This window comes from Nocardia sp. NPDC019323, assembly GCF_044389845.1.
Classification (GTDB): Bacteria; Actinomycetota; Actinomycetes; order Mycobacteriales; family Mycobacteriaceae; genus Nocardia; species Nocardia implantans.
Map to the genome: position 1 here is coordinate 490923 of NZ_JBIRYN010000004.1, position 21662 is coordinate 512584.

Below are 21662 nucleotides of genomic sequence, written 5' to 3' on the forward strand. Positions count from 1 at the left end.
TCAACAAGTGGCGTGCGCGGTCGCCGCCGCCGTTCGCCCCTCCGGTTGACCAGGCCCGGCCGGAAGCGGAGGCGGGCGGTGCGACGGCCGGCCGGGAAGACCGCCGCCCGTGCCGCGTCACCGGTGGTGAGCTGCGCCATATTCGGGCGTTTCACCTTTCCCTCCATGGGTCAATCCTTCGTAGTGTCCGTATCGGAATTACTGACGTTGGGCACGACGGCGACGTGTCATCGGATCGGTAGCCGGCAGCGAATGAGGTAAGGACATGACCGAACTGCTCGACACCACCGAAACGCCCCGGCCGGACCGCGCCTGGACGGTCGACCGCGACGGGGCCGAACTCGCCGTCTTCGAATGGGGTGATGCCGCCGGGGAGCCCTTGGTGCTGGTGCACGGACTGACCGATACCCATCGCGTGTGGTCGACGGTCGCCGCCCTGCTGACCGACGGCTTCCGGGTCATCACCTACGACGTGCGCGGCCACGGCGAATCGGCCGTTCCGGCAGCACTGGCGCAGTATCGCCTCGGCACGCTGGCCGAGGACTTCTTCGCGGTGATCGACGCCGCCAGCCCGCACCGGCCGGTGCACGCGTGCGGCCACGGCTGGGGCGCGGTGCAACTGTGGGAAGCGGTCTGCGACGAGCGGGCCAAGACCCGCATCGCCTCCTTCACCGCCATCGCGGGCCCGAATCTCGATCATCTCGGCCTGTGGCTGCGCGCGCTGGCGCCCCACGCGGCCCGCGAACTCCGCGACCCGGGCTGGTGGTTGCACGGCGCGCGCTGGGCGCTGAGGCCCGGTCCGATGGCCCGCAGGCTCACCCCGCCCCGGGTGCGCGCCCTGCTCGTGGACAGGCTCGGCGCAGTCGCGCCGCTGCCCGCGCGGATCGCGCCCACCTGGCGCGGCGATCTGCTCGCCGGCGCGCGCATCGCGCAGGCGAATCTGCTGCATCACCTGGGCACGCCGCGGGTACGGCGGACCGCGGTGCCGGTTCAGCTGCTGGTCGACACCACCGATCCGTTCGTCCCTGCGGCCGTCTACGACGCCTCCGCGCGCTGGGTCGACAAGCTGTGGCGCCGCGCCGTCCCGGCGGATCACTGGCTGCCGATCACCGAGCCCTTGCTGGTCGCGGAGGCGATCGCCAACTTCGTCGACGATCTGCGCGCCGACCGCGCGGCGATCACCCCGCGCAGCAACTGAGCGGGGCCTACCGGCCGGGGCGTGGCTGACCGGGTGGGCGGGTTTGCGACAATGGGCCGGTCGTCTGCCCAGCTCGATGAAGGATGTCCGCACCCCCGATGGCCGAGAGCATGATTGATCCCGAGGACCTCGCGACCTGTCTTCGGGTCCTGGAGCAGGCCGGAGCGCTGGAGAAGGATCACCCCGACTCGGTGGCGGTGCAGCGAGCGGTCGGGCACATGTTCAAAAAGCTCAAGCAGCGGCGCCGCTCCGATGCGCGCGCGGCGGTGTCGGCGGCCGATCGCGCGGTGGTCGCCGCGACCGCGACCGGCTCACCGAACCGGATCGACGACGAGACGGCGGGCATCCCGATCAGTTCGAGCACGAACGGAGCCAGCGCTGGCACCTTGATCCGCCCGCGCCCCTGCTACATCTGCAAGCAGCGCTACACCCGGGTCGACGCCTTCTACCACCAGCTGTGCCCGGAGTGCGCGGCGCGCAGCCACGCCAAACGCGACGCCCGCACCGATCTGACCGGGCGGCGGGCCCTGCTCACCGGCGGCCGCGCCAAGATCGGGATGTACATCGCGCTGCGATTGCTGCGCGACGGCGCGCACACCACCATCACCACTCGCTTCCCCAACGACGCCATCCGCCGTTTCGCCGCGATGGACGACAGCGCCGACTGGTTGCACCGGTTGCGCATCGTCGGCATCGATCTGCGCGATCCGGCCCAGGTGGTCGCCTTGGCCGACGACGTCGCCGCCCAGGGCCCGCTGGACATCCTGATCAACAACGCCGCGCAGACGGTGCGCCGCTCCCCCGGCGCCTACAGCGCCCTGGTCGAGGCCGAATCGGGACCGCTGCCCGCGGGCGCGCTGCCGGAAGTGGTCAGCTTCGGCAAGACCATGCAGGCGCACCCCACCGCGCTGACCGCCTCGCTCACCCCGGCGCTGACCGCCGCCGACGTCGCCGAACTGGCCTTGGTCGCCGGGTCGGCGACGCCGGATCGGATCGCGCGCGGCGTGGCGATCGACGCGGGCGGCCTGGTGCCCGACCTCGCGCACACCAACAGCTGGGTGCAGACCGTCGCGGAAGTGGATCCGACCGAACTGCTGGAAGTGCAGCTGTGCAATTCGGTCGCGCCGTTCATCCTGGTCTCCCGTCTGCGCCCGGCGATGGCCGCCGCCGCGGCGCGCCGGAAGTACGTCGTGAACGTCTCCGCCATGGAAGGGCAGTTCTCCCGCGCGTACAAGGGCCCTGGACACCCGCACACCAATATGGCCAAGGCGGCGCTGAACATGCTGACCCGCACCAGCGCCAGGGAGATGTTCGAGCAGGACGGCATCCTGATGACCGCGGTCGACACCGGCTGGATCACCGACGAGCGCCCGCACTACACCAAGCTCCGCCTCGCCGAGGAGGGTTTCCACGCGCCGCTGGACCTGGTCGACGGTGCGGCGCGGGTCTACGACCCCATCGTGCAGGGTGAGAACGGCACCGATCTGTTCGGCTGCTTCCTCAAGGACTACCAGCCCTCCCCGTGGTAGCCGCCGAGACGGGCTCCGCCGCGCCGGGGAAGGCTACGCTGGAGGCGTGCTGTACCGGCTGTTGGCCGACGCCACCGCCGTCACGCATTTCGCTTTCGTGGCCTACGTGGTGGTCGGCGGATTCCTCGCGTGGCGCTTCGGGCGCACGATCTGGCTGCACCTGCTCGCGGTCTGCTGGGGCTTCAGCACGATCGTGTTCGGCTTCGACTGTCCCCTCACGCATCTGGAGAACTGGGCCCGCGAGCGCGCCGGGGAGCAGCGGCTGCCGTCGAGCGGGTTCATCGACCACTATCTCACCGGCGTGATCTACCCCGAGAGCGCCCTCGGACTGGTGCGGGCGACGGTAGCGGCGCTGGTGGTGGCGTCCTGGCTCGGCTACGTCTCGGCGCTGCGCCGACGGGCCGCCCCGGCCGGTGCGCACGCACCGCGCTGACCACGGGTGCTCAGGCGCCGAGGTGACGGCCCACGAATTCGGCCACCTGCGCCCCGTGCTCGTCCAGATAGAAATGCCCGCCGGGGAACGTCGCGCGGTCGAATCCGCCGCTGGTGTGCGCTCGCCATTCGTCGGCCTGTTCGGGCCGCATCGTCGGGTCCTCGGTGCTGACCAGCGCCGCGATATCGGCGCGCAGCGGCTCTCCCGGCTGATAGCGATAGGTCTCGACCGCCTGGTAATCCGCGCGCACGGCGGGCAGCACGAGTTCGGCGAGGCCCGGCTCGGCGCGCAGCATCTCCAGCGGAGCCGGATCGGAGGCCAGCAGCACCAGGTCGTCGATGAGGGCGTCGTCGGAGGCCAGGTGCAGCCGCTTCGTCTCCTCGAATGCAGGTGCGGGGCGGCCGGATACGAACAGGTGGTGCACCGGCCGGCCGGCGCGCTCCAGTTCGCGCGCGGTCTCGAAGGCCACGGTCGCGCCCATGCTGTGCCCGAACAACGACAGCGGCTCCTTGCGGTCCTGCGCGAGCACCGCATGGGCGATCCGATCCGCCAGCGTGATCAGGTCGGTGATCAGGTTGTCACCCAACCGGTCCTGCCGCCCGGGGTACTGGACCGCGGAGACCTCGACGCCGGCACCGAACCGCTGGGCCAGATCCCGGTATGCCGTGGCCGAGCCCCCGCCCGGCGGGAAGCACAGCAGGTGATGCCGCGCGTTCGCGGCGGAGCGCAGGGTCCGCAACCACTCCGAGCCGGTGTCGCCGCCTGCCACGTTCGATCTCCCTTCGGTCGCCGGTCCCGCCGCGCGGCCGGACCAGACCACGGTAGTCGCCCCGGCTGCCGGACCGGGTCGAAGCCGCCACGAACCCGAGGTCACCGCGGCCGGGTATGACCGCGATCGGCGCGCCGCGATCACAATCCGACCCAGCGGTGCCGAAGTCGTGATCCCCGGGTTCGGTCGGGGGGGGGAACGCGTCCGCGTCACCGGTCAGGACGACCGCCGCGACGAAGGCGCTGGCGGCGGATCGATCGGCGCATGCCCGCCGGGGCCGATCGGGCCGAGCACACAACCGCACTGGCGGCGCTGCGGCATCCGGCTCGATGGGATCCGCGGCATGATCCGTGCCGCCGAGGCCGCTCAGGCACGAAGGCCAGCGGATCTCTGTACCGACGCGGGCACTGTTCGCGGAGGCTGCTACGGCGCCAGGCGTGCCGAACGGCTCAGGGTTCGCCGGGGCTGGTTTGGGAGAGCCGCTGTTCGAGTTCGATGATCCGCTGCCGACAGTCGGCCAATTCCGCTGAGCGAGAATCTATTTCGTCGGTCAGCTGCGCGATCCGGCCGAGGTAGCGGTGCGCGGGGTGGTCGGCCCAGTAGGCGCCGGCGCGGCCGTACTCCCGCGCGCGATCGACGTCGTCCGCGGCGACTCCCGCCGCGATCGCGTCCGTCGCCGCCGCGGCGAGCGCCGCCTCGAGCTGCCGCACGCGCAATCGCGTCGCCTGGTCGTGACCGGCGGTCCCGAGCGCCGCGCGCTCGGCGGCGAGGTCCTGGATCTCCCGGAGGTATCCGGCGTTCTGCGCGTCCTGCACGGCCATCAGCTCGTAGTCGAGGGTGATGGGCGCGGTGCGAACCCGGTCGGGCAGCAGAGCCGCGCGCGGCCGCAGGTCGATACCGAAGACCGGAACCCGCTCCCGCGCGGCAGAACCCGGCTTCTTCCTGATCGCCGGGACCGTGTATTCCGCGCTTCCGGCGTAGACGTTCGTCATCGTCGACCTCACCTACGGCCGCCGCGCCGCGATGCGGCACGACCGGCCGTGTTCTGCCCCTCTGCCCGCACGTGACGGGCGAGTCGTCGGATCGGCGCGGCGTCACCGCGCCAGGTGCTGCGGTGCAGCATGGGGACATCTTGGCCGAAGCCTCCGGTTCCGCGCCCGCCACTATCCTCACTGGCGAGAAAAGCGCTCGCACAGACTGTTTCGCACGATCAGTGTCGAATTCCGGTCCAGCGCGGGGAACCAGGAAGCATCCGCGCGGACGCCCGCGCTCGTCAGCATTCCACCCGCTACCTCGGCGGCGTTCATGGGCGAATCGGTGGTCGCCGTCCGAGCGACCCGGCGGGCCAGACCCGGACGAGCGCGCCATCCTGGCGGCGACCGCACCGCCGGATCGAGTCGCCTCGCGCCCGCGCGCGAGGCCCGCTGGGCTCCGACACGAATCACCGCAGGTGACGCCACAGAACGACGCCGCGGCACGGCGACCGAGGTCCACACCGGCCGTGGTCGCGGTGACCACGGCGCCCGAGTTCGCCGCGACGGCAACTAGGCTGAAGCGAGTGAACACGCACGCACGGCTCGTCCAGGACTACGAGGCCGGTATCGGTGTCACCGCCTCGCGCATCTCCCCCGCGCCGGATCCGGGTAGCAATCTCGCCGCGACATTGCCGGTGTGGGCGCTCGCCGCCGGTTCGGTCGCGGCGCTCACCGCCGCGGCCAACCGCATGCGCGCCGCACGCGGTCTGGAGCACGTGGCGCATCGCATCGATCCGGAGCGCATCACCGCGGCCTTCTCCAGCGAGCGGCTGTTGCGCATCGGCGACCGCGTGCCGACACCGTTCGCCGAGCTCTCCGGCTTCTTCCCGACCTTCGACGGATGGGTCCGCACGCACGCCAACTATCCCCATCACCGGGCTCGGCTGTTCGCCGCGCTCGGCCTGCCCGACTCGGCACCCGTCGACCTGGCCGTCGCCCAGATGGCCATGATCCGGGCTTCCGACCTGGAGAACCTGGCCGCCGCGCAGGGCGCGATCGCCGTCCGGGTCCGCACCGAGCAGGAGTGGACCGCGAGCCCGGAGGGACAGGCAGCGGCGGCGGGCCCGTTGGTCGCGATCGACCCGCGCGCCGACCGCGGGGAGGCCGGGCTACCCGCGGGCGCGACACCGTTGCAGCCGCTGCGTGGATTGCGTGTGCTCGATCTGACCAGGGTGATCGCGGGCCCGGTCGCCACGCGGGCGCTGGCCTTGCTCGGCGCGGAGGTGTTGCGGATCGACCCGCCGCAGATGCCGGAGATCCCCTGGCAGTTCGCCGACACCTGTCAGGGCAAGCGCTCGACATTGGTCGATCTGCGCACCGACGGCATCGATGACCTGATCGCCGCCGCCGATGTGCTGATCACCGGATACCGGCCGGGCGCGCTGGAACGCGCCGGGGTACGGGCAGCCGCCCGCGCCGGGTTGATCCACGGGCGGGTGTCCGCGTGGGGTGAATCCGGTCCGTGGGGTGAGCGGCGTGGCTTCGACAGCATCGTGCAGGCCGCGTCCGGCATCTCGATCCTGGAGGGCGCGCCCTCCGTACCCGGCGCGCTGCCCGCGCAGGCGCTCGACCACGCGTCGGGTTATCTGCTCGCCGCCGGTGTGATCGACGCCTTGGTCGCCCGTAGCCAGGACGGTGCCGGGCGGGACGTGCGCGTGGCCCTGGCCCGCACCGCGTCCTGGCTGCTCGGCGCGCCGGACCGCACACCGCGTCACCCCGGGGCCGCGCAGCCGAACGCGGCGCTGGGGGTACGGCACGGGCAGGTCCTCACCGCGCCGCCCGTGCTCGCCGAATACTCCGACTACGCCTGGCCCGCGCCCGCCTACGGCGGGGACCGTCCGGCCTGGCCACTGCCCGCGCACTGAGCCGTCCGGCCGGGGCGCCGCGGGGATTCCGTCGTCGAACGGGCCGCTAGCCCTCGCCCCCGGTCAGTGCGGCGACCGCCTGTGCCAGGCGGTCGCCGTCCGGGAGGTTCGCTTCCGGCGCGATGGTCCGCAGCACGCCGAGCCCTTGGACGAGCACGAAATACAGCTCGGCGATCGCCTCGGCCTGGTCCTCGCTCAGCCGCGGGTGCGCCTGCCTGAGCGCGTCCGCGATGTCCCGGTAGGCCCCCGGCAGGCTCTGCGCGAAGAACTTCTGCAACTGCGGCGAGCGGGCGACGCGGACCAGGTTCTCCATGCTCGCCAGCATGCTGTCGTGGTTCTCGGCGAACACCGCGGGCATGCCGTTCCACAGCGCGGCGAACGCCGCCAGCGGCGCGGCGCCGCCGCCCTCGCGAATCTTCCGCTCCATGCTGTCACCGATCGCGGTGCCGAGCGAGTCGGTCAGCGCCTCGGTGATCAACTGGTCCTTGGAGCCGAAGTGGTAGCCGATCGCCGCCAGGCTCACCCCGGCCGCCGAGGCGATGTCGCGGGCGGTCGCCTTGGCGACGCCCCGCTCGATGATGACTTTCCGTGCTCCCGCCAGCAGATCCTCGCGATTTCCCATGTACCGAGGCTACAACGTCTTAGACATACGTACTAGACGTATGTCCTATCACCTGCGATCACCGAGCTATCGGCACCTCGGCGTCACACCGGCGCCCCCGCTCGCTAGTCTCGTGCCGTGCGGCAGAAGATCCTCCTGGACGTCGACACCGGCATCGACGACTCGCTCGCGCTGCTGTACCTGCTCGGCTCCCCCGAGGCCGAGATCACCGGGATCGCCGCCACCGCGGGCAACGTCGCGGCGGCGCAGGTGGCGGCGAACAATCTGGCCTGGCTGGACGTCTGTCACGCGCCGGACATCGAGGTCGCGCTCGGCGCGGCCGAACCGCTCGCGATCCCGCTGCGCACCACCGAGGACACGCACGGACCCCAGGGCATCGGCTACGCCGAACTTCCCCCGTCGCCTCGCCGCCTTTCGCCGCGATCGGCCGCGCGGATGTGGGCGGATCTGGTGCGCGCGCATCCCGGCGAGATCGTCGGCCTGTGCACCGGGCCGCTGACCAACCTCGCGCTCGCCTTGCGGATCGAACCCGAGCTGCCGCTGTTGCTGAACCGCCTGGTGATCATGGGCGGCGCGTTCAACCACCCGGGCAACACGACACCGACCAACGAGTGGAACGTGCACGTCGACCCGGAGGCCGCCAAGGAGGTCTTCGACGCCTTCGCCGCGGCCCCCGCCCAGCGTCGGCCGATCGTGTGCGCGCTCGACATCACCGAGACCATCGAGATGCGGCCCGAGCATCTGGTCCGCCTCGCCGAACGCGCGAAGAGCTACCCGGTGGAGGTCGTCTCCCCTGCCGATCCGCCCGAGGCCCGTTCATCGGCGAGCAATCCGATCGTCCGGTACGTCACCGATGCCGTGCGGTTCTACTTCGACTTCCACCACGGCTACGACTTGGGCTACGTGGCCCATATGCACGATCCGTTCGCGGCCGCGGTGGCGCTGGACCCGGCGCTGGCCCGCACCCGCCCGGCGACGGTGGACGTCGAACTGGCGGGCACCATCACTCGCGCGACCACGGTCGCCGACTGGACGGGCATGTGGGGCCGGGAGCCCAACGCCGAGATCGTGATCGGCACCGACCAGGAGCTGTTCTTCGAGCGACTGATCGCGCGGGTCGGCGACCTCGCGTGCACGGTGCATCCGCCCGCGACGCAGGAGGTCCGATGAGCGACGCCGACGAGACGACGTACCTGTCCGGATTCCGCGACCGGCTCGGGCTGCCCGGGATCATCGATGTCCATACGCATTTCATGCCGGACCAGGTCCTGCGGAAGGTGTGGGCGTACTTCGACTCGGCGGGCCCGCTGATCGGCCGCACCTGGCCGATCACCTATCGCGCCGACGAGCAGGTTCGCTTGAAGACGCTGCGGGACTTCGGGGTTCGCGCGTTCACCGCTCTCGTGTATCCCCACAAGCCGGACATGGCCGCGTGGTTGAACGAATGGACCGCCGATTTCGCGGCGCGCACCCCCGATTGCCTGCACACCGCCACGTTCTTTCCCGAACCGCGGGCGGCGAGCTACGTACGGGAGGCCGTCGAGCGCGGCGCCCGCGTCTTCAAAGCACACGTCCAAGTCGGCGGCTACCATCCGGGCGATCCGCTGCTGGACCCGGTGTGGGGCCTGCTGGAGGACGCGCGCGTCCCGATCGTCATCCATTGCGGTTCCGGCCCCGCACCGGGAACGCACACCGGGCCGGAACCGATCGCCGGCGTGCTGCGGCGTTTTCCGCGCCTGCGCCTGATCGTCGCGCACATGGGCACGCCGGAGTACTCCGAATTCCTCGATCTGGCCGAGACGTACGCCGACGTGCGGCTGGACACCACGATGGTGTGGACCGATTTCTCCGAGGCCGATGCCCCGTTCCCGGTGCACGAGCGCGCCAGGCTGCGCGCCTTCGCCGACCGCATCCTGTTCGGTAGCGACTTCCCCAACATCCCGCATTCCTATGGTCATTCGATCGAGGCGCTCGAACGGCTCGATCTGGGTGACGACTGGTTGCGGCGGGTCTGTCACCACAACGGGGCGGCGCTGTTCGGCCTCGCATAGCCGGTTTCGACCGGCTCGGGTTGCCACACCTGGGTAGCCGAAATCGGATCATCGCTGCTAGGTTGACCGTATTTACTTGGAGGCCAACGCTATTCGGCCGCAAAGCTGCGATACGGCCGCTGTCGCAAGATGGTGCAGGGAAGGAAGCCTCGAATGATCACGGATCCGACGCTCATCCGGATCGGTCAGGCCGTGCAGCTCAGCCACAGCGGCGAGCGGGAGGCCGCTCGTCGCCAGTTCGCCGAGATCTGGGACGAGATCGGCGGCGAGGAAGGGGACCCCCTGCAGCGTTGCACGCTCGCGCACGCGATGGCCGACGTGCAAGACGACGTGCACGAGGAGCTGATCTGGGACCAGCGAGCGCTGGCGGCCGCCGACCTCATCACCGATGCGCGGGTCGCACAAGCGGGGGTGTCGCTTCCGGTGGCCGGCCTGCGTCCCTCGCTTCACCTCAATCTGAGTGAGTGCTATCGCAAGTTGGGCGATCTCGATCGTGCTCGTGAGCACCTCCAGCGTGCGCGGGAGACGATCGGCGCGCTCGGCGACGACGAGTACGGACAGCTGATCAGGGACGGACTGGAGCAGGTGGCCGAACAGCTGCGCCGAGCCGGCATCGGATGACCGCAGAGGCGAACACCACGACCGCGGGAATGTGTGTTCGAATATCGGCGTGATTCGAAGTCGATCCTGGTCGTCGTCCAGCTACTGGCCTGCCGGCCGCTGACCGTCGTCGCGGCGCGCCGGATCGGCGTCCTGGCGGGTCAGCGGCCGTCGAAGGCGTTCAGCAGTTCCTCGGCCGCGAGCGCGGCGGTGAGGGTGCCGTCGCGGACCTGCTTTTCCACTTGCGCGCGAATGGCTTTCACCTGCGGGTTGTCCGCGAGCCTTCGCAGCAGCTGGTCGTGCACCATGGTCCAGGTCCAGTCCACTTGCTGGCGGCGACGCTTCTCGTCGAACTCCCCGGCGTCGGTGAGCACGCGGCGATGTTCCAGCACCGTGTCCCAGAACCGGTCCAGGCCGATGCCTTCCAATCCGCTCATGGTGAGCACCGGAGGCCGCCACAGCGCGTCGTGCGGGTGGATCAGGCGCAGCGCGCCCGCCAGTTCCCGGGCCGCGGATCTGGCCTCGACCTCGTGCTTGCCGTCGGCCTTGTTCACCGCGACCAGGTCGGCGAGTTCGAGCACGCCCTTCTTGATGCCTTGCAGCTGGTCGCCGGTCCTGGCCAGAGTCAGGAAGCAGAACACGTCGACCATGTTCGCGACGGTGACCTCCGACTGGCCCACCCCGACGGTCTCCACCAGGATCACGTCGTAACCCGCCGCCTCGAGCAGCACGATGGTCTCGCGCGTCGCCTTCGCGACGCCGCCCAGCGTGCCGGCCGTCGGGGAAGGCCGGATGTAGGCGTCGCGCTGCACCGACAGCCGCGCCATCCTGGTCTTGTCACCGAGGATGGAGCCGCCGGTCCTGGTCGAGGACGGATCGACCGCGAGCACCGCGACCCGGTGCCCCCGCTCGATCAGGTACATGCCGAGCGCGTCGATGAAGGTCGACTTGCCGACGCCGGGAACGCCGGTGATGCCGACGCGGTTGGACGGCGCGCCGCCCGCGCCCGCCTCGGGCGAAACCTTCAGCAGCAGCTGCTGCGCCAGCGCCCGGTGATCGGCCCTGGTGGATTCCACCAAGGTGATCGCCCGCGCCAAGGCGGCCCGCTCGTTGGCGCGGACCGCGGCGGCGAGGGCGTCGACGTCGATCGCCCGGCGCGCGGCCCCGGTCGGGGTGTCGCGCGCCGGGGAACCCGCTTCGCTCATTCCGTCGCGGCGGAATCCGCGGCGCCGCTGCCGAGTTCGTGACCGAGTTCGGCGCCGAGCTTCTTCAGCAGGTCGATCGCCGCGTCCGCGATCACCGTGCCGGGCGGGAAGATCGCCGCCGCGCCCGCCTGGTAGAGCTCGTCGAAGTCACCGGGCGGGATGACGCCGCCGACGATGACCATGATGTCGGGGCGCCCGACATCGGCCAGCGCCTGCCGCAGGGCGGGCACCAGCGTGAGGTGGCCGGCCGCCAGCGACGACACACCGACGACGTGCACGTCGTTGTCGGCCGCCTGCTGCGCCACCTCTTCCGGGGTCTGGAACAGCGGGCCCACGTCGACGTCGAAGCCGAGGTCGGCGAAGGCCGTGGCGATCACCTTCTGGCCTCGGTCGTGGCCGTCCTGTCCCATCTTCGCGACGAGGATGCGCGGCCTGCGGCCCTCGGCCTCGGCGAATTCCTCGACCAGCTCGCTCGCCTTGGTGATGTTGGTGACCTTCCCTGCCTCGTCGCGGTACACACCGGAAAGCGTACGGATTTCGGCCTGGTGGCGGCCGTACACCTGCTCCAGCGCATCGGAGATCTCCCCGACGGTGGCCTTGGCCCGCGCGGCGTCGATGGCCAGCGCGAGCAGGTTGTTGGCCATGCCGCCCTCGGAAGAGGCCGCGGCGCGGGTCAATTCGGCCAGCGCCCGCCGCACCGCGTCGGGATCGCGCTCGGCGCGCAGGCGCCGCAGCTTCTCGATCTGCTCGGCGCGCACCCGCGAGTTCTCGACCTTGAGGACCTCGACCTGCTGGTCCTCTTCGACCTGGTACTTGTTGACGCCGATCACCGGCTGCTGGCCGGTGTCGATGCGCGCCTGGGTACGCGCGGCGGCTTCCTCGATGCGCAGCTTCGGGATGCCCTCGCCGATCGCCTGCGCCATGCCGCCGTGCGCCTCGACCTCCGCGATGTGCGCGCGGGCGCGGTTGGCCAGCTGGTGGGTCAGCCACTCGACGTAGTACGAGCCGCCCCACGGGTCGATCGGGCGGGTGGTGTTGGACTCCTGCTGGATCAGCAGCTGGGTGTTGCGGGCGATGCGGGCGGAGAAGTCCGTGGGCAGCGCCAGCGCCTCGTCGAGCGCGTTGGTGTGCAGCGACTGGGTGTGGCCCTGGGTGGCGGCCATCGCCTCGATGCAGGTGCGCGCGACGTTGTTGTAGGCGTCCTGCGCGGTGAGCGACCAGCCGGAGGTCTGCGAATGGGTGCGCAGCGACAGCGATTTCGTGTTCTTCGGGTCGAACTTCGCCACCAGCTCGCTCCACAGCAGGCGCCCGGCGCGCAGCTTCGCGACCTCCATGAAGAAGTTCATGCCGATGGCCCAGAAGAACGACAGCCGCGGCGCGAACTTGTCGACCTCCATGCCCGCGTCGATGCCCGCCCGGATGTACTCGACGCCGTCGGCGAGGGTGTAGGCCAGCTCCAGGTCGGCGGTCGCGCCGGCCTCTTGGATGTGGTAGCCGGAGATGGAGATCGAGTTGAACTTCGGCATCTTCGCGCTGGTGTAGGCGAAGATGTCGGAGATGATCCGCATCGATGGCTTCGGCGGGTAGATGTAGGTGTTGCGGACCATGAACTCCTTCAGAATGTCGTTCTGAATGGTTCCGGCCAGCTGCTCGGGCGCGACGCCCTGCTCCTCGGCGGCCACGACGTACAGCGCGAGGATCGGCAGCACCGCGCCGTTCATCGTCATCGAGACGCTGACCTGGTCCAGCGGGATGTGGTCGAACAGCTGGCGCATGTCCAGGATCGAGTCGATGGCGACGCCCGCCATGCCGACGTCACCTTGCACCCGCGGATGATCGGAGTCGTAGCCGCGGTGCGTGGCCAGGTCGAACGCGACCGACAGACCCTTCTGGCCCGCCTGCAGGTTGCGCCGGTAGAAGGCGTTGGAGTCCGCGGCGGTGGAGAAACCCGCGTACTGGCGGATGGTCCACGGCTGGTTGACGTACATGGTGGGGTACGGCCCGCGCACGAACGGCGCGACGCCGGGCACGCTGTCGAGCGGATACCCCTCGGCCGCGATCGCGTCCCGGTCGGCCTTGGTGAACACCGGCGGCACGTCGATGCCTTCGGGCGTCGACCACACCAGTTGCTCGGGGGCGTACCGGTTGGCCGCGGCGGCGGCGCGCACGTACTCCGTCACCTGCGCGGCGTCGACCGCGGCGGGCTCCGGTGCGCCCTCGGCCAGCGGCACGTCGGCGAAACTGCCGATCACGTGCTTGATCTCACGAGTAGTCATCAGGCTCCCACCTTCTCCAGCAGGCCGGACAGCGCGGCGACGGCGTCGATGCGCGCGGCGAGGAATCCGTCCGGGCGCTGCGCGTCGTCCAGGCCTGCGACGGCCTTCGCCGCACCGGCCAGCAGCACGGTGGGCACGCCGGCGGCACGCAGTTGCTCCACCGCCGCACCGGCTTCGGATTCGTAGCGCTTGTCCGAGCCGCACAGCACCGCGATCGGCGCTCCCGCTTCGGTGGCCGCCGCGGCGATCGCCTCCACCGTGAGCGGCCCTGGATTGATCGACTCGATGCCGCCCGAAGCCAGCAGATTCGCGATGAAGGTGACCCGCACGTTGTGCTCGGCCACCGAACCGAGCGGCACCAGCAGCGCTTTCGGCCGCGCGCCGTGTTCGGCGAGGTAGGCGTCGGAACGGTTGCGCAACTGCTCGAACGCCGCGCCGTAGCGAGCGACCCGGCCGGCCTGCCGCGCCGCCTCCGACAGCGGCTGCTCGGCCAGATTCGGGAACTCGTTCACACCGGTGACAGCGGTCTTGCGGTGCGCGACGTCGGTGTCGCGCGCGGCCTTCGTCTCGGCGACGCGCTCGGCGAGCAGAACGGAATCCAGCGCGGCGAGGTAGCCGCCCGCCGCCTCGATCTCCTGGAGGAACTCCCATGCCTTCGCCGCCAGCGCGGCGGTGAGGTCTTCGACGTACCAGGATCCCGCGCCGGGGTCGGCCACGTGGCCGAGGTGCGATTCCTCGAGCAGCAGCAGCTGGGTGTTGCGGGCCATGCGGTCGGCGAACGCCTGCGAGACGCCGAGCTCACCGGGCGGCAACGCGACGTCGAACGGCAGCACGGTCACCGTGTCGGCGCCGCCGATGCCGGCTCCGAACGCGGCGAGGGTGGTGCGCAGCATGTTCACCCACGGATCGCGCTGACTCATCATGGCGGCCGAGGTGACCGCGTGCTGCGGTGCGCCGCCGAAATCCGGTGCGCCGCAGACCTGGGCGACCCGCGCCCAGAGTTGCCTGGCGGCGCGGAACTTCGCGATGGTGGCGAACTGGTCGTCGGTGGCCGCGAACCGGAACTCGAGTTGTCCCAGCGCGTCGGCGATGTCCAGGCTCTCCGTCATCGACCGCAGGTAGGCCAGGCCCGCGGCGACGGCCGCGCCGAGCTCCTGCGCGTCGGAGGCGCCCGCGTCGTGGAAGACGGTGCCGTCCACGGTGATCGCGCGTACCGTTTCCTTGCGCCGGGCCGCTTGTCCGGCCAGCGTGGCGGCCTCGGCGAGACCGATGTCGGCGAGACCGGCGAAGCGGCTGGTCAGCGGCGCGGCGCCGAGCGAGACCCGGATGTCCTCGCGCGCGGGCGCGGTGTAGCCGTCCAGCGCGGTGAACACCCGCGCCGCCGCGGCGGCGACCTCGTCGCCCGCGTCCAGCGTCAGCGGGGCGAGTTCGAAGAGCAGGCCGCGCAACGCGGTCGGCAGATCCGCCACCGGCACGCCGCGCTCGCCCGCGCCGAGCCAGATCGCGCTGATCCCGTTCTCCAGTCCGGCCAGGATCTCGCGGTTGGCCGCCGCGGCGTCGCGCTGGGCGAACCGCGCGCTGACGAACCAGCCCCGGTGCACGTCGCGGGTGGCGTCCCGGCCGCGGACGAAGGGGAAGGCGCCCGGCAGGGGCAGCTCCGGCAGTTCATCCCGCCGGGTGTAGAGCGGCGCGACGGTGAGCCCGTCATAGGTCGTCTCGTCGAGCAGTCGCTCGGGCTCCTCGGGAAGTTCGCTCACCTCGACACGGCGAGCCTTCGCCAGCACCCCGGCAACGCCCTTGCGCCATGCGCCGTATTCGGGCACCGGGTCGGCCCCGGCATCAGAAGCAATCGGCATAGCTTGCTGTTCCTCTTCCTCACCACGGGCGCACCGCCAGTGCGCGCCCGAACCCTCACATTCGCCCAGCTCAGCGACTACTTCGGTTAACGGGCATTCGTCCCGCTTCCACTGATGCTAGCGGCAGTGTTCCCGGCCGGTTGACCCTGCCCGCCACTACCAACCGGTAACCTGTCGGCCGTGACGAGGCTGATCCGTGACCCGCGTATCGTCGCGCTGATCACCGGCGCGGTGGCGCTGTTCGGCGCCGCGCTGCTGGTCCCCCTGCCGTCGCCGCGTCAGGTGCAGGACTGGGCGACGTCCGTCGGGCCGGTCTTCCCGTTGCTGTTCTTCCTGGTCCACGCGCTGGTGACGGTGGCGCCGATCCCGCGCACCGTGTTCACCGTCAGCGCGGGACTGCTGTTCGGGCCGCTGCTGGGCATCGCGCTGGCGGTGGGCGCGACGACCGTCAGCGCGGCCCTGGCGATCCTGCTCATTCGCGCGCTCGACCGCAATCAGGTCGCGGCCCGGCTCACCCATCCCGCGGTGCGCGCGATCGATGAACGTCTCGCCCGGCGGGGGTGGCTGGCGGTCGGCTCGCTGCGGCTCATCGCGGCCGTGCCGTTCTCGGTGATCAACTACTGCTGCGGCTTGTCCTCGATCCGCTTCTGGCCGTATCTGATCGCCACGGTGCTGGGTGTGCTGCCCGGCACGATCGGCACCGTCATCCTCGGCGACGCGCTCACCGGAAGCACCCATCCGGCGATGCTCGCGCTGTCCGGCGTCTGCCTCGCGGTGGGGCTGGTGGGCTTGCTCGTCGACGCGCGCTGGAAGCCGCAGGCCCCCGCCGCGGTCGACACCGCCGCGCCCGTCCCCGCTGCCGATTAGGTCCGCTCAGTCCGCCACCAATTCCACCGGGACGGCGATCACGTCCACCATGGCCCCGTTGCGCAGCACGGTGACGGGCAGTTGCACACCGATCGCCTCGGCGAACAGCTGCCGCTGAATGCCCTGGGCGTCGCGCACCTGCGACCGGGCCACGCTCAGCACCAGATCACCGCGGCGCAGCCCGGCTTCCTCGGCGGGGCCGCCACGGACCACCTCCATGATGCGCACCCCGGCGGCCTGCCCGGTGCGCTCGGCGACCGGCTCCGGCAGCGGCGCGGGCACGCCGACCAGACCGAGGTACGCGCGCCGGACCCGCCCCTCGGTGTGCAGCGTGCGGATGATCCGGCGGGTCGTCGCGTTGATCGGGATGGCAAGGCCGAGCCCGATGCCCGCGACCGCCGTGTTGACGCCGACCACCCGGCCGGCCGAATCCGACAGCGCGCCACCGGAGTTACCGGGGTTGAGCGCGGCGTCGGTCTGGATCACGTCCTCGATCACCCGCCCGGCACGGCGCGATGCCACCGGAACCGCGCGTCCGAGCGCGCTCACCACGCCCGCGGTCACCGAGCCCGCCAGGCCGAGCGGACTCCCGACCGCCACCACCAGCTGGCCGACCACCAACCGGTCGGCATCCCCCAGGGGCACCGCGCCGGGCGCGCCGCCGCGGGCGCGCAGCACCGCCAGATCCGACAGCGGATCGATCCCGACGACGTGGAACCGGGACTCCACCCCGTCGGCGAAGACCACCTCTCCCTCGCGGGCCGCGCCGACGACGTGCGCGTTCGTCAACAGGAATCCGTCGTCGGTGAAGACCACCGCCGACCCGCTCCCCCGCCTGGTCCGCACGCTGGCCACGTGCGGCGTCACCGAGGCCGCCACGGCGATCACCGTGCGGGAGTAGGCATCCATCGCGGCGTTGTCCACGCCGACCACCACCCTGTATGCCGGAATTGCACTACCGGGTCCAGGATGCCCCCGGGCGGCGGACGACGCACCGTGTTCGCCACAGGCGCAACCGGACCACGGGTGAGCCGGGCGTGTCGCCGGGCGGCGGATCGCAGGCGGCGATTCGCGAATTCCGGGCTTCGCACCGAACCCGCCAGAACCGGTCTCGGGACACGTATCCGCCGGGACGGCGGGCGCGAACCTGCCACCGGCAAGCCGCTGCACACCGCATGCCGATCCGGTGTGCCGAGTTTCCGCAGCCCCGCGGACTCGAAGGGAACCGCCGCCAGGCGCGGGTCTGCGCGCCTACGCCGTCGGCACCCGGTCGAGAAAACCGTGCACGCTCGTGATCCGGCCGTCGGCTCCCAGGGTGATCACGTCCGAGCCTGCGACCGGGGCGCTGCCGTCGGCCGCGGAGACCAGTTCCCAGGAGAAACGGGCGATGTCGTGGTGGCCGTCGACCGCGCCGAGGCGGCGGAACTCGAAGCCGGGGAACTGCGCTTGCACGCCACCGATGGCCGCCGCCAACTGGGCGTGCCCGCTGACCTCCGCGAGGGGATCGGTGTAGCTTCCGTCCTCGGCCCAGGCCGCCGCCACCGCCGCGGCCCTGGCGTCCTCGTCGGTGGCGTTCCACGCGGCGAAGTACCGATCGACCGCTTCCTCGTAGCGTGTCATGATGAATCCTCCTGTGCGGTAAAGGTTTTCCTCAGCCGTACCGGTCTTCCGATCGGCTGTCTCAACCTTGCCTCGCTAGGAGCGCAGAGTCGATTACGCGCGAGGTAATGATCGACGGACACCCGCGATCGCCTGGCGACTCAGCGCAGCAAGCCCTTTCGGTTCAGGTAGGCCAGGGGAATCAGCGCGGCCACCAGGGTCAGCAGCGTGGTGAGCAGAAGTCCGGTCTGCCAGGACAACTCGGCGATCAGATCCACGCCATAGCAGGTGGCGATCAGCGCGGGCGGCAGGAAGACCGCGGCGACGGCGAACCTCTTGACGATCTCGTTCTGTTGGGCATCCAGCCAGGCCAGCGCCGATTGCTGCTGATAGCGGGCCTTGTCGTACTCGATGCTCGCCTGCTGCCCCACCCCGTCGATGTCCGCGAGCAGAACGCCGATGGCATCGTTCAGCTCGCCGCGGCCGGACGGACCGTCCGCCCGCAGGTGGCGCGCGGCGCGAGCCAGTTGCAGCTGCGTAAGCCGAGTGCGCGCGACGATGCGCTCGGTGGCGTTCATCCGCGCCAGCGTGCCGCGCACGTCGGTGATCGCGAGATCGCTGCGGTTGTGGCCGGAGATCGCCCGCTCGATCTCGGCGTGCGTCGCCTCCAGCGCGGCGCCGGCATGGTGGAGCACCCGCTCGGACGCCTCGTTCAGCGCCCACAGCAGCGCGTACATCACGCCGTGCGCGGAGCCGGCGAGTTCCGGGTTGCGGCGCATCTTCGCCACCGCCTTGTCGAAGGGGACGAAATGCTCCGACGGCTGCAGCGTCACCAGGAACTCCCCGCCGAGGGCGAAGACGATCGTGGCCCGTTCGACGGCCTCGCCGCGCTGGTAGTCGGCGACCACGGGGAGATAGAGGAAGTTGTCGGTCTCCCACACCTGGTCGCGGGCGGCGGTGAAGTCTATGCCGAGCCGTTCCCGGAGCACAGCCGCCGTGTCGGCGTCGTCGGCGGCCAGCGGAATCCAATGCTGCTGGAGCACTTCGGTATCGAAGTGATCGGCGGTCACAGCGCTGAGAAAGGTCGTCATCGCCTACCGCTGCCCGGAAGAGGATCGGATCGGCCAGTAGCCGGTCGGCTCGCGGTCCGGCCCTGGTGGGCGAGGCGATGTTTCGGCTTTCTCTGGCAGTGTGGCCATAGCGGGGGCTCCAATACATACTGTCGTGCGGGGCTGGCGCACCCTTCCGGGGCAGAGGGCGCGCGCACAGGGGGCGAGCAGCGTCGAAATGAACGTCGCGCCGCGGCGAAGGACTACGTGTGTCGGCCGAACCCGGACCTGCCGTCCGTACGCGTCGTAACACAAGGGTGGCGTTCGCGCCGCATCGGCCGACCGGGCCACCGTTGCCCGCTCGCCGATCGCGGACACGGATCAACGACGCGGCGGCGCGACCCGTTTCTCGAGGGCGGCGCGGTTGTCGATGTCGATACTGTCATCCGGCATCTGCCGCTCACCTCGCTTCGTCGATCGACCGGCGCACGAATTGCGCCATCCATCATTAGAAACCCGCCGATCGGGGTACGTCAATCGATGGCGCAAGTGTTCGACAGCGCGCCATCCGGCGGAAATCTCGGGGCACGAAAACGCCGGACGACAGCGCGCGACAGGAATATTCGGAACCGATGCGGGCGAAGGAGCGGGCCGCATCCATACCGCCATCCGATCAGCGGTGGCAACCCGCGACGGCGAGCAGGCCGAGTGGCGGCGCGGAAAGGGCCGCCACTCGCCGGGCTCTCAGTGACTCCGGTAGTAGTCGGCGAGTGCGCCGAACGCGGCCTTGGGCTCCCAGGGAACGCCGGGGTAGGTCTCGCCGTCTCGGTCTTCGAGCACTTTGACCACGCCGTAGCCGGCCAGGTCCAGGTCGTCGCGCGGGTCGCCGTCGGGGCGGTGGACATGGTCGTAGAGCGCGAGGACGAACACGAACGCGCTGTCGACGCCCTCGGCGTCGAAGATCTCCAGTAGCTCGCGCAGATACCGCCCCTGCCCGTCCTCGTCGCGGGCGTAGTCGCCGTTCAACCGGACCGGCCCACGGATGTCGTCGTACTCGACGATCTCCAGCCCCCGCGCTCCGAGATCACCGGCGCCCGCGAAGGTCGCCGCGCCGAACTCGGTGATCGCCAGCGGCTTTCCCTGCGCGACGAGTGCGCGAACGCCTTCGCCGAACCGGCCTGCGGTCTCGGCCGTCCGGTACAGGTCCACCGACACGATGTCGAACGGCGTCCAGTCGACGCGTTCGAGCGGGATGGACGCGTAGGTGATCGGGCCGCCGAAGCGCGCGCGAACGACCGACACGGCCTCGCCCAGGAAGTCGTTCACCCGCGCACCGACTGCGGCGACCAGCTCGCCGAGATCATCGGGCTCGGCGGTCAGCAGCCGGACGCGCTCTTCGACGGTGTCGCCCGGGAAGAACCCCTTGTGCATCAAGCTCAGTTCGGCGCCGGTCACGAACACGACCTCGGCGCCACGCGCGCGGATCCGCTCCGCCCGCTCGGCGCAGTCGGCGAACAGGGTAAGCATGTCGGCCACGCTCGACTCGAGAGGGTACGGCGAGAACCATACTTCGAGACCGAGATCGGCGGCGCACGCGGCAGCGATCTCCAGTCGTTCGGGATCGCCGCCGATGATCCTGACCGCGTTGCAGTGCAGCTCGTCGCGAATCAACCGCAGCTCGCGTGCCACGATCTCGCGGTCGAATCGGACGCGGGAGGACTGTCCGTCGCGGACGAAACCGGTCTCATAGCTGATGCCCTTGGCGCGCATGGCAGCCGTCCTTTCCTCAAAGTAGGGTACGCACAGTACCCTAAATCGCGCGGGGCATCCCGGCAAGCCCGCAGTCGGCAAGTACGATCGGCACCTATTGCGAAAGGGGTCACGGTGGAGGATGCGGCGCGGCGGCCTGGCGCCGGACAGACGCGCAGGCGCGGACCAGCCCTCGAAGAGGCGATCCTGCGGGCCGCGGCGGACGAACTGCTGGAATCCGGGTACGCCGCGCTGACCATGGACAAGGTCGCGGCACGAGCCGGAACCAACAAGAACGCCATCTACCGGCGCTGGCCCAACCGCCTGACGCTCGGCATCGCCGCCTACGGGCAGCTGGCCACGGCGATGCGGCCGCCCGACACCGGAAACCTGCGCGAGGACGCGCTCGAGCTGCTGCGCCGCGTCAACCGCCATTGGAGCTCGCCGTCGGGCGCGATCCTGCGCGAACTCATCGCGGCGGCCGGCGGCGCCGCGGAGCTGCTGGCACAGCTTCCCGGCCAGTCCGGCGACGCGACCGCGGCCCCTTGGCTCACCATCCTCGGCCGCGCGATCGCACGCGGCGAAGCCGCTCCGGAAGCACTGCATCCGAGGGTGGCGACCGTGGCTCTCGTCCTGCTCCGCAACGAGTTCGTCGTCCGCGGCGCGCCCACCGCTCCCGACGACGTCCTCGTGGAAATCGTGGACGAGGTCTACCTGCCGCTCGTGCGCCGTCGCGGCCCGGACGCGGGCTGACCACCACCCGGGCCGCCCACCCGTTGCCGAAGTGGTCGCCCGTTCAGCTCAAGTGGAGGCGATTCGTCCGGTTCGCCGCGCCGGACACCGCCGCCGCCGCTCGCGCACAGCTCGGGGCCGGATTCTCATTCGCGCAGGTAACGAACCGGCGGGTACCGTTCGCGGCGCATCGCACGACCGCGCGCACCGAACCCGCCAGTAGGGTTG

The 21662-nt window shown here is 70.8% G+C and carries 19 protein-coding genes; 9 read left to right on the forward strand and 10 right to left on the reverse strand.

Annotated elements, in window-relative coordinates; translation table 11 throughout:
• Nucleotides 1-265 precede the first annotated feature (265 nt).
• The 3 genes from ACH49X_RS18920 (at nucleotide 266) to ACH49X_RS18930 (ending at nucleotide 3160) form a co-directional block, all read left to right on the forward strand.
• Entirely contained in the window at nucleotides 266-1198 is a 933-nt protein-coding gene (locus tag ACH49X_RS18920; protein WP_195079048.1) for an alpha/beta fold hydrolase, read from the forward strand.
• A gap of 98 nt (nucleotides 1199-1296) precedes the next feature.
• On the forward strand, nucleotides 1297-2727 hold the full coding sequence (locus ACH49X_RS18925) for an SDR family NAD(P)-dependent oxidoreductase (RefSeq protein WP_357208773.1): 1431 nt from the start codon (nucleotides 1297-1299) through the stop codon (nucleotides 2725-2727).
• A 46-nt stretch (nucleotides 2728-2773) separates the two neighbouring features.
• Entirely contained in the window at nucleotides 2774-3160 is a 387-nt protein-coding gene (locus ACH49X_RS18930) for a DUF2784 domain-containing protein (RefSeq protein ID WP_195079046.1), read from the forward strand.
• 10 nt (nucleotides 3161-3170) lie between these two features.
• On the opposite strand, the gene ACH49X_RS18935 is transcribed toward ACH49X_RS18930, so the two are convergent.
• Nucleotides 3171-3929 (reverse strand): thioesterase II family protein, encoded by a 759-nt coding sequence (locus ACH49X_RS18935; RefSeq protein ID WP_195079045.1) that lies wholly within the window; start codon nucleotides 3927-3929, stop codon nucleotides 3171-3173.
• Between the two features lie 449 nt (nucleotides 3930-4378).
• Nucleotides 4379-4921: a hypothetical protein gene (locus ACH49X_RS18940; RefSeq protein ID WP_357208775.1), complete on the reverse strand. Its 543-nt coding sequence runs from the start codon at nucleotides 4919-4921 to the stop codon at nucleotides 4379-4381.
• 566 nt (nucleotides 4922-5487) lie between these two features.
• Between ACH49X_RS18940 and ACH49X_RS18945 the strand changes: the two genes are divergently transcribed.
• Nucleotides 5488-6828: a CoA transferase gene (locus ACH49X_RS18945; RefSeq protein ID WP_195079043.1), complete on the forward strand. Its 1341-nt coding sequence runs from the start codon at nucleotides 5488-5490 to the stop codon at nucleotides 6826-6828.
• 46 nt (nucleotides 6829-6874) lie between these two features.
• Here the strand turns inward: ACH49X_RS18945 and ACH49X_RS18950 are convergent, their stop codons facing one another.
• Nucleotides 6875-7450, reverse strand: a complete 576-nt coding sequence (locus ACH49X_RS18950; protein WP_195079042.1) for a TetR/AcrR family transcriptional regulator — start codon at nucleotides 7448-7450, stop codon at nucleotides 6875-6877.
• Nucleotides 7451-7567: 117 nt separating this feature from the next.
• Between ACH49X_RS18950 and ACH49X_RS18955 the strand changes: the two genes are divergently transcribed.
• The 3 genes from ACH49X_RS18955 to ACH49X_RS18965 all read left to right on the forward strand — a co-directional run bounded on the left by ACH49X_RS18955 (nucleotide 7568) and on the right by ACH49X_RS18965 (nucleotide 10122).
• Nucleotides 7568-8620, forward strand: coding sequence for a nucleoside hydrolase (locus ACH49X_RS18955; protein WP_195079041.1), 1053 nt, complete (start codon nucleotides 7568-7570; stop codon nucleotides 8618-8620).
• Nucleotides 8617-9501 (forward strand): amidohydrolase family protein, encoded by an 885-nt coding sequence (locus ACH49X_RS18960; protein ID WP_195079040.1) that lies wholly within the window; start codon nucleotides 8617-8619, stop codon nucleotides 9499-9501. The genes ACH49X_RS18955 and ACH49X_RS18960 overlap by 4 nt, the downstream gene beginning before the upstream one ends.
• A 153-nt stretch (nucleotides 9502-9654) precedes the next feature.
• Nucleotides 9655-10122 carry a tetratricopeptide repeat protein gene (locus ACH49X_RS18965; RefSeq protein WP_195079039.1) on the forward strand — a complete coding sequence of 156 codons (468 nt, stop codon included), beginning with the start codon at nucleotides 9655-9657 and terminating at the stop codon, nucleotides 10120-10122.
• Between the two features lie 140 nt (nucleotides 10123-10262).
• Here ACH49X_RS18965 and meaB read toward each other — a convergent pair whose 3' ends face one another.
• The 3 genes from meaB to ACH49X_RS18980 are packed head-to-tail and all read right to left on the reverse strand — an operon-like array spanning nucleotide 10263 to nucleotide 15438.
• The gene (gene meaB / locus ACH49X_RS18970) at nucleotides 10263-11306 is read right to left on the reverse strand and encodes a methylmalonyl Co-A mutase-associated GTPase MeaB (protein WP_357103417.1); all 1044 of its coding nucleotides are present in this window, start codon (nucleotides 11304-11306) and stop codon (nucleotides 10263-10265) included.
• A complete protein-coding gene (gene scpA / locus ACH49X_RS18975; protein WP_195079037.1) occupies nucleotides 11303-13582 on the reverse strand; it encodes a methylmalonyl-CoA mutase in 2280 nt (759 codons plus the stop codon). The genes meaB and scpA overlap by 4 nt, the downstream gene beginning before the upstream one ends.
• Complete coding sequence (locus ACH49X_RS18980) at nucleotides 13582-15438, reverse strand: methylmalonyl-CoA mutase family protein (RefSeq protein ID WP_357208778.1); 1857 nt, start codon at nucleotides 15436-15438, stop codon at nucleotides 13582-13584. The genes scpA and ACH49X_RS18980 overlap by 1 nt, the downstream gene beginning before the upstream one ends.
• Nucleotides 15439-15618: 180 nt before the next feature.
• Here ACH49X_RS18980 and ACH49X_RS18985 point away from each other — a divergent pair, with 180 nt between their 5' ends.
• Entirely contained in the window at nucleotides 15619-16305 is a 687-nt protein-coding gene (locus ACH49X_RS18985) for a TVP38/TMEM64 family protein (RefSeq protein WP_195079035.1), read from the forward strand.
• A gap of 6 nt (nucleotides 16306-16311) precedes the next feature.
• On the opposite strand, the gene ACH49X_RS18990 is transcribed toward ACH49X_RS18985, so the two are convergent.
• The 4 genes from ACH49X_RS18990 to ACH49X_RS19005 form a co-directional block, all read right to left on the reverse strand.
• Complete coding sequence (locus ACH49X_RS18990) at nucleotides 16312-17214, reverse strand: trypsin-like peptidase domain-containing protein (RefSeq protein WP_357103572.1); 903 nt, start codon at nucleotides 17212-17214, stop codon at nucleotides 16312-16314.
• A gap of 342 nt (nucleotides 17215-17556) precedes the next feature.
• A complete protein-coding gene (locus ACH49X_RS18995) occupies nucleotides 17557-17925 on the reverse strand; it encodes a nuclear transport factor 2 family protein (protein ID WP_195079034.1) in 369 nt (122 codons plus the stop codon).
• 140 nt (nucleotides 17926-18065) lie between these two features.
• Nucleotides 18066-18995 carry a CorA family divalent cation transporter gene (locus tag ACH49X_RS19000; RefSeq protein WP_195079033.1) on the reverse strand — a complete coding sequence of 310 codons (930 nt, stop codon included), beginning with the start codon at nucleotides 18993-18995 and terminating at the stop codon, nucleotides 18066-18068.
• 702 nt (nucleotides 18996-19697) lie between these two features.
• On the reverse strand, nucleotides 19698-20804 hold the full coding sequence (locus ACH49X_RS19005; RefSeq protein ID WP_357208780.1) for a hypothetical protein: 1107 nt from the start codon (nucleotides 20802-20804) through the stop codon (nucleotides 19698-19700).
• 33 nt (nucleotides 20805-20837) lie between these two features.
• Here ACH49X_RS19005 and ACH49X_RS19010 point away from each other — a divergent pair, with 33 nt between their 5' ends.
• Nucleotides 20838-21455, forward strand: a complete 618-nt coding sequence (locus ACH49X_RS19010; protein WP_195079032.1) for a TetR/AcrR family transcriptional regulator — start codon at nucleotides 20838-20840, stop codon at nucleotides 21453-21455.
• The last annotated feature ends 207 nt before the right edge of the window (nucleotides 21456-21662 follow it).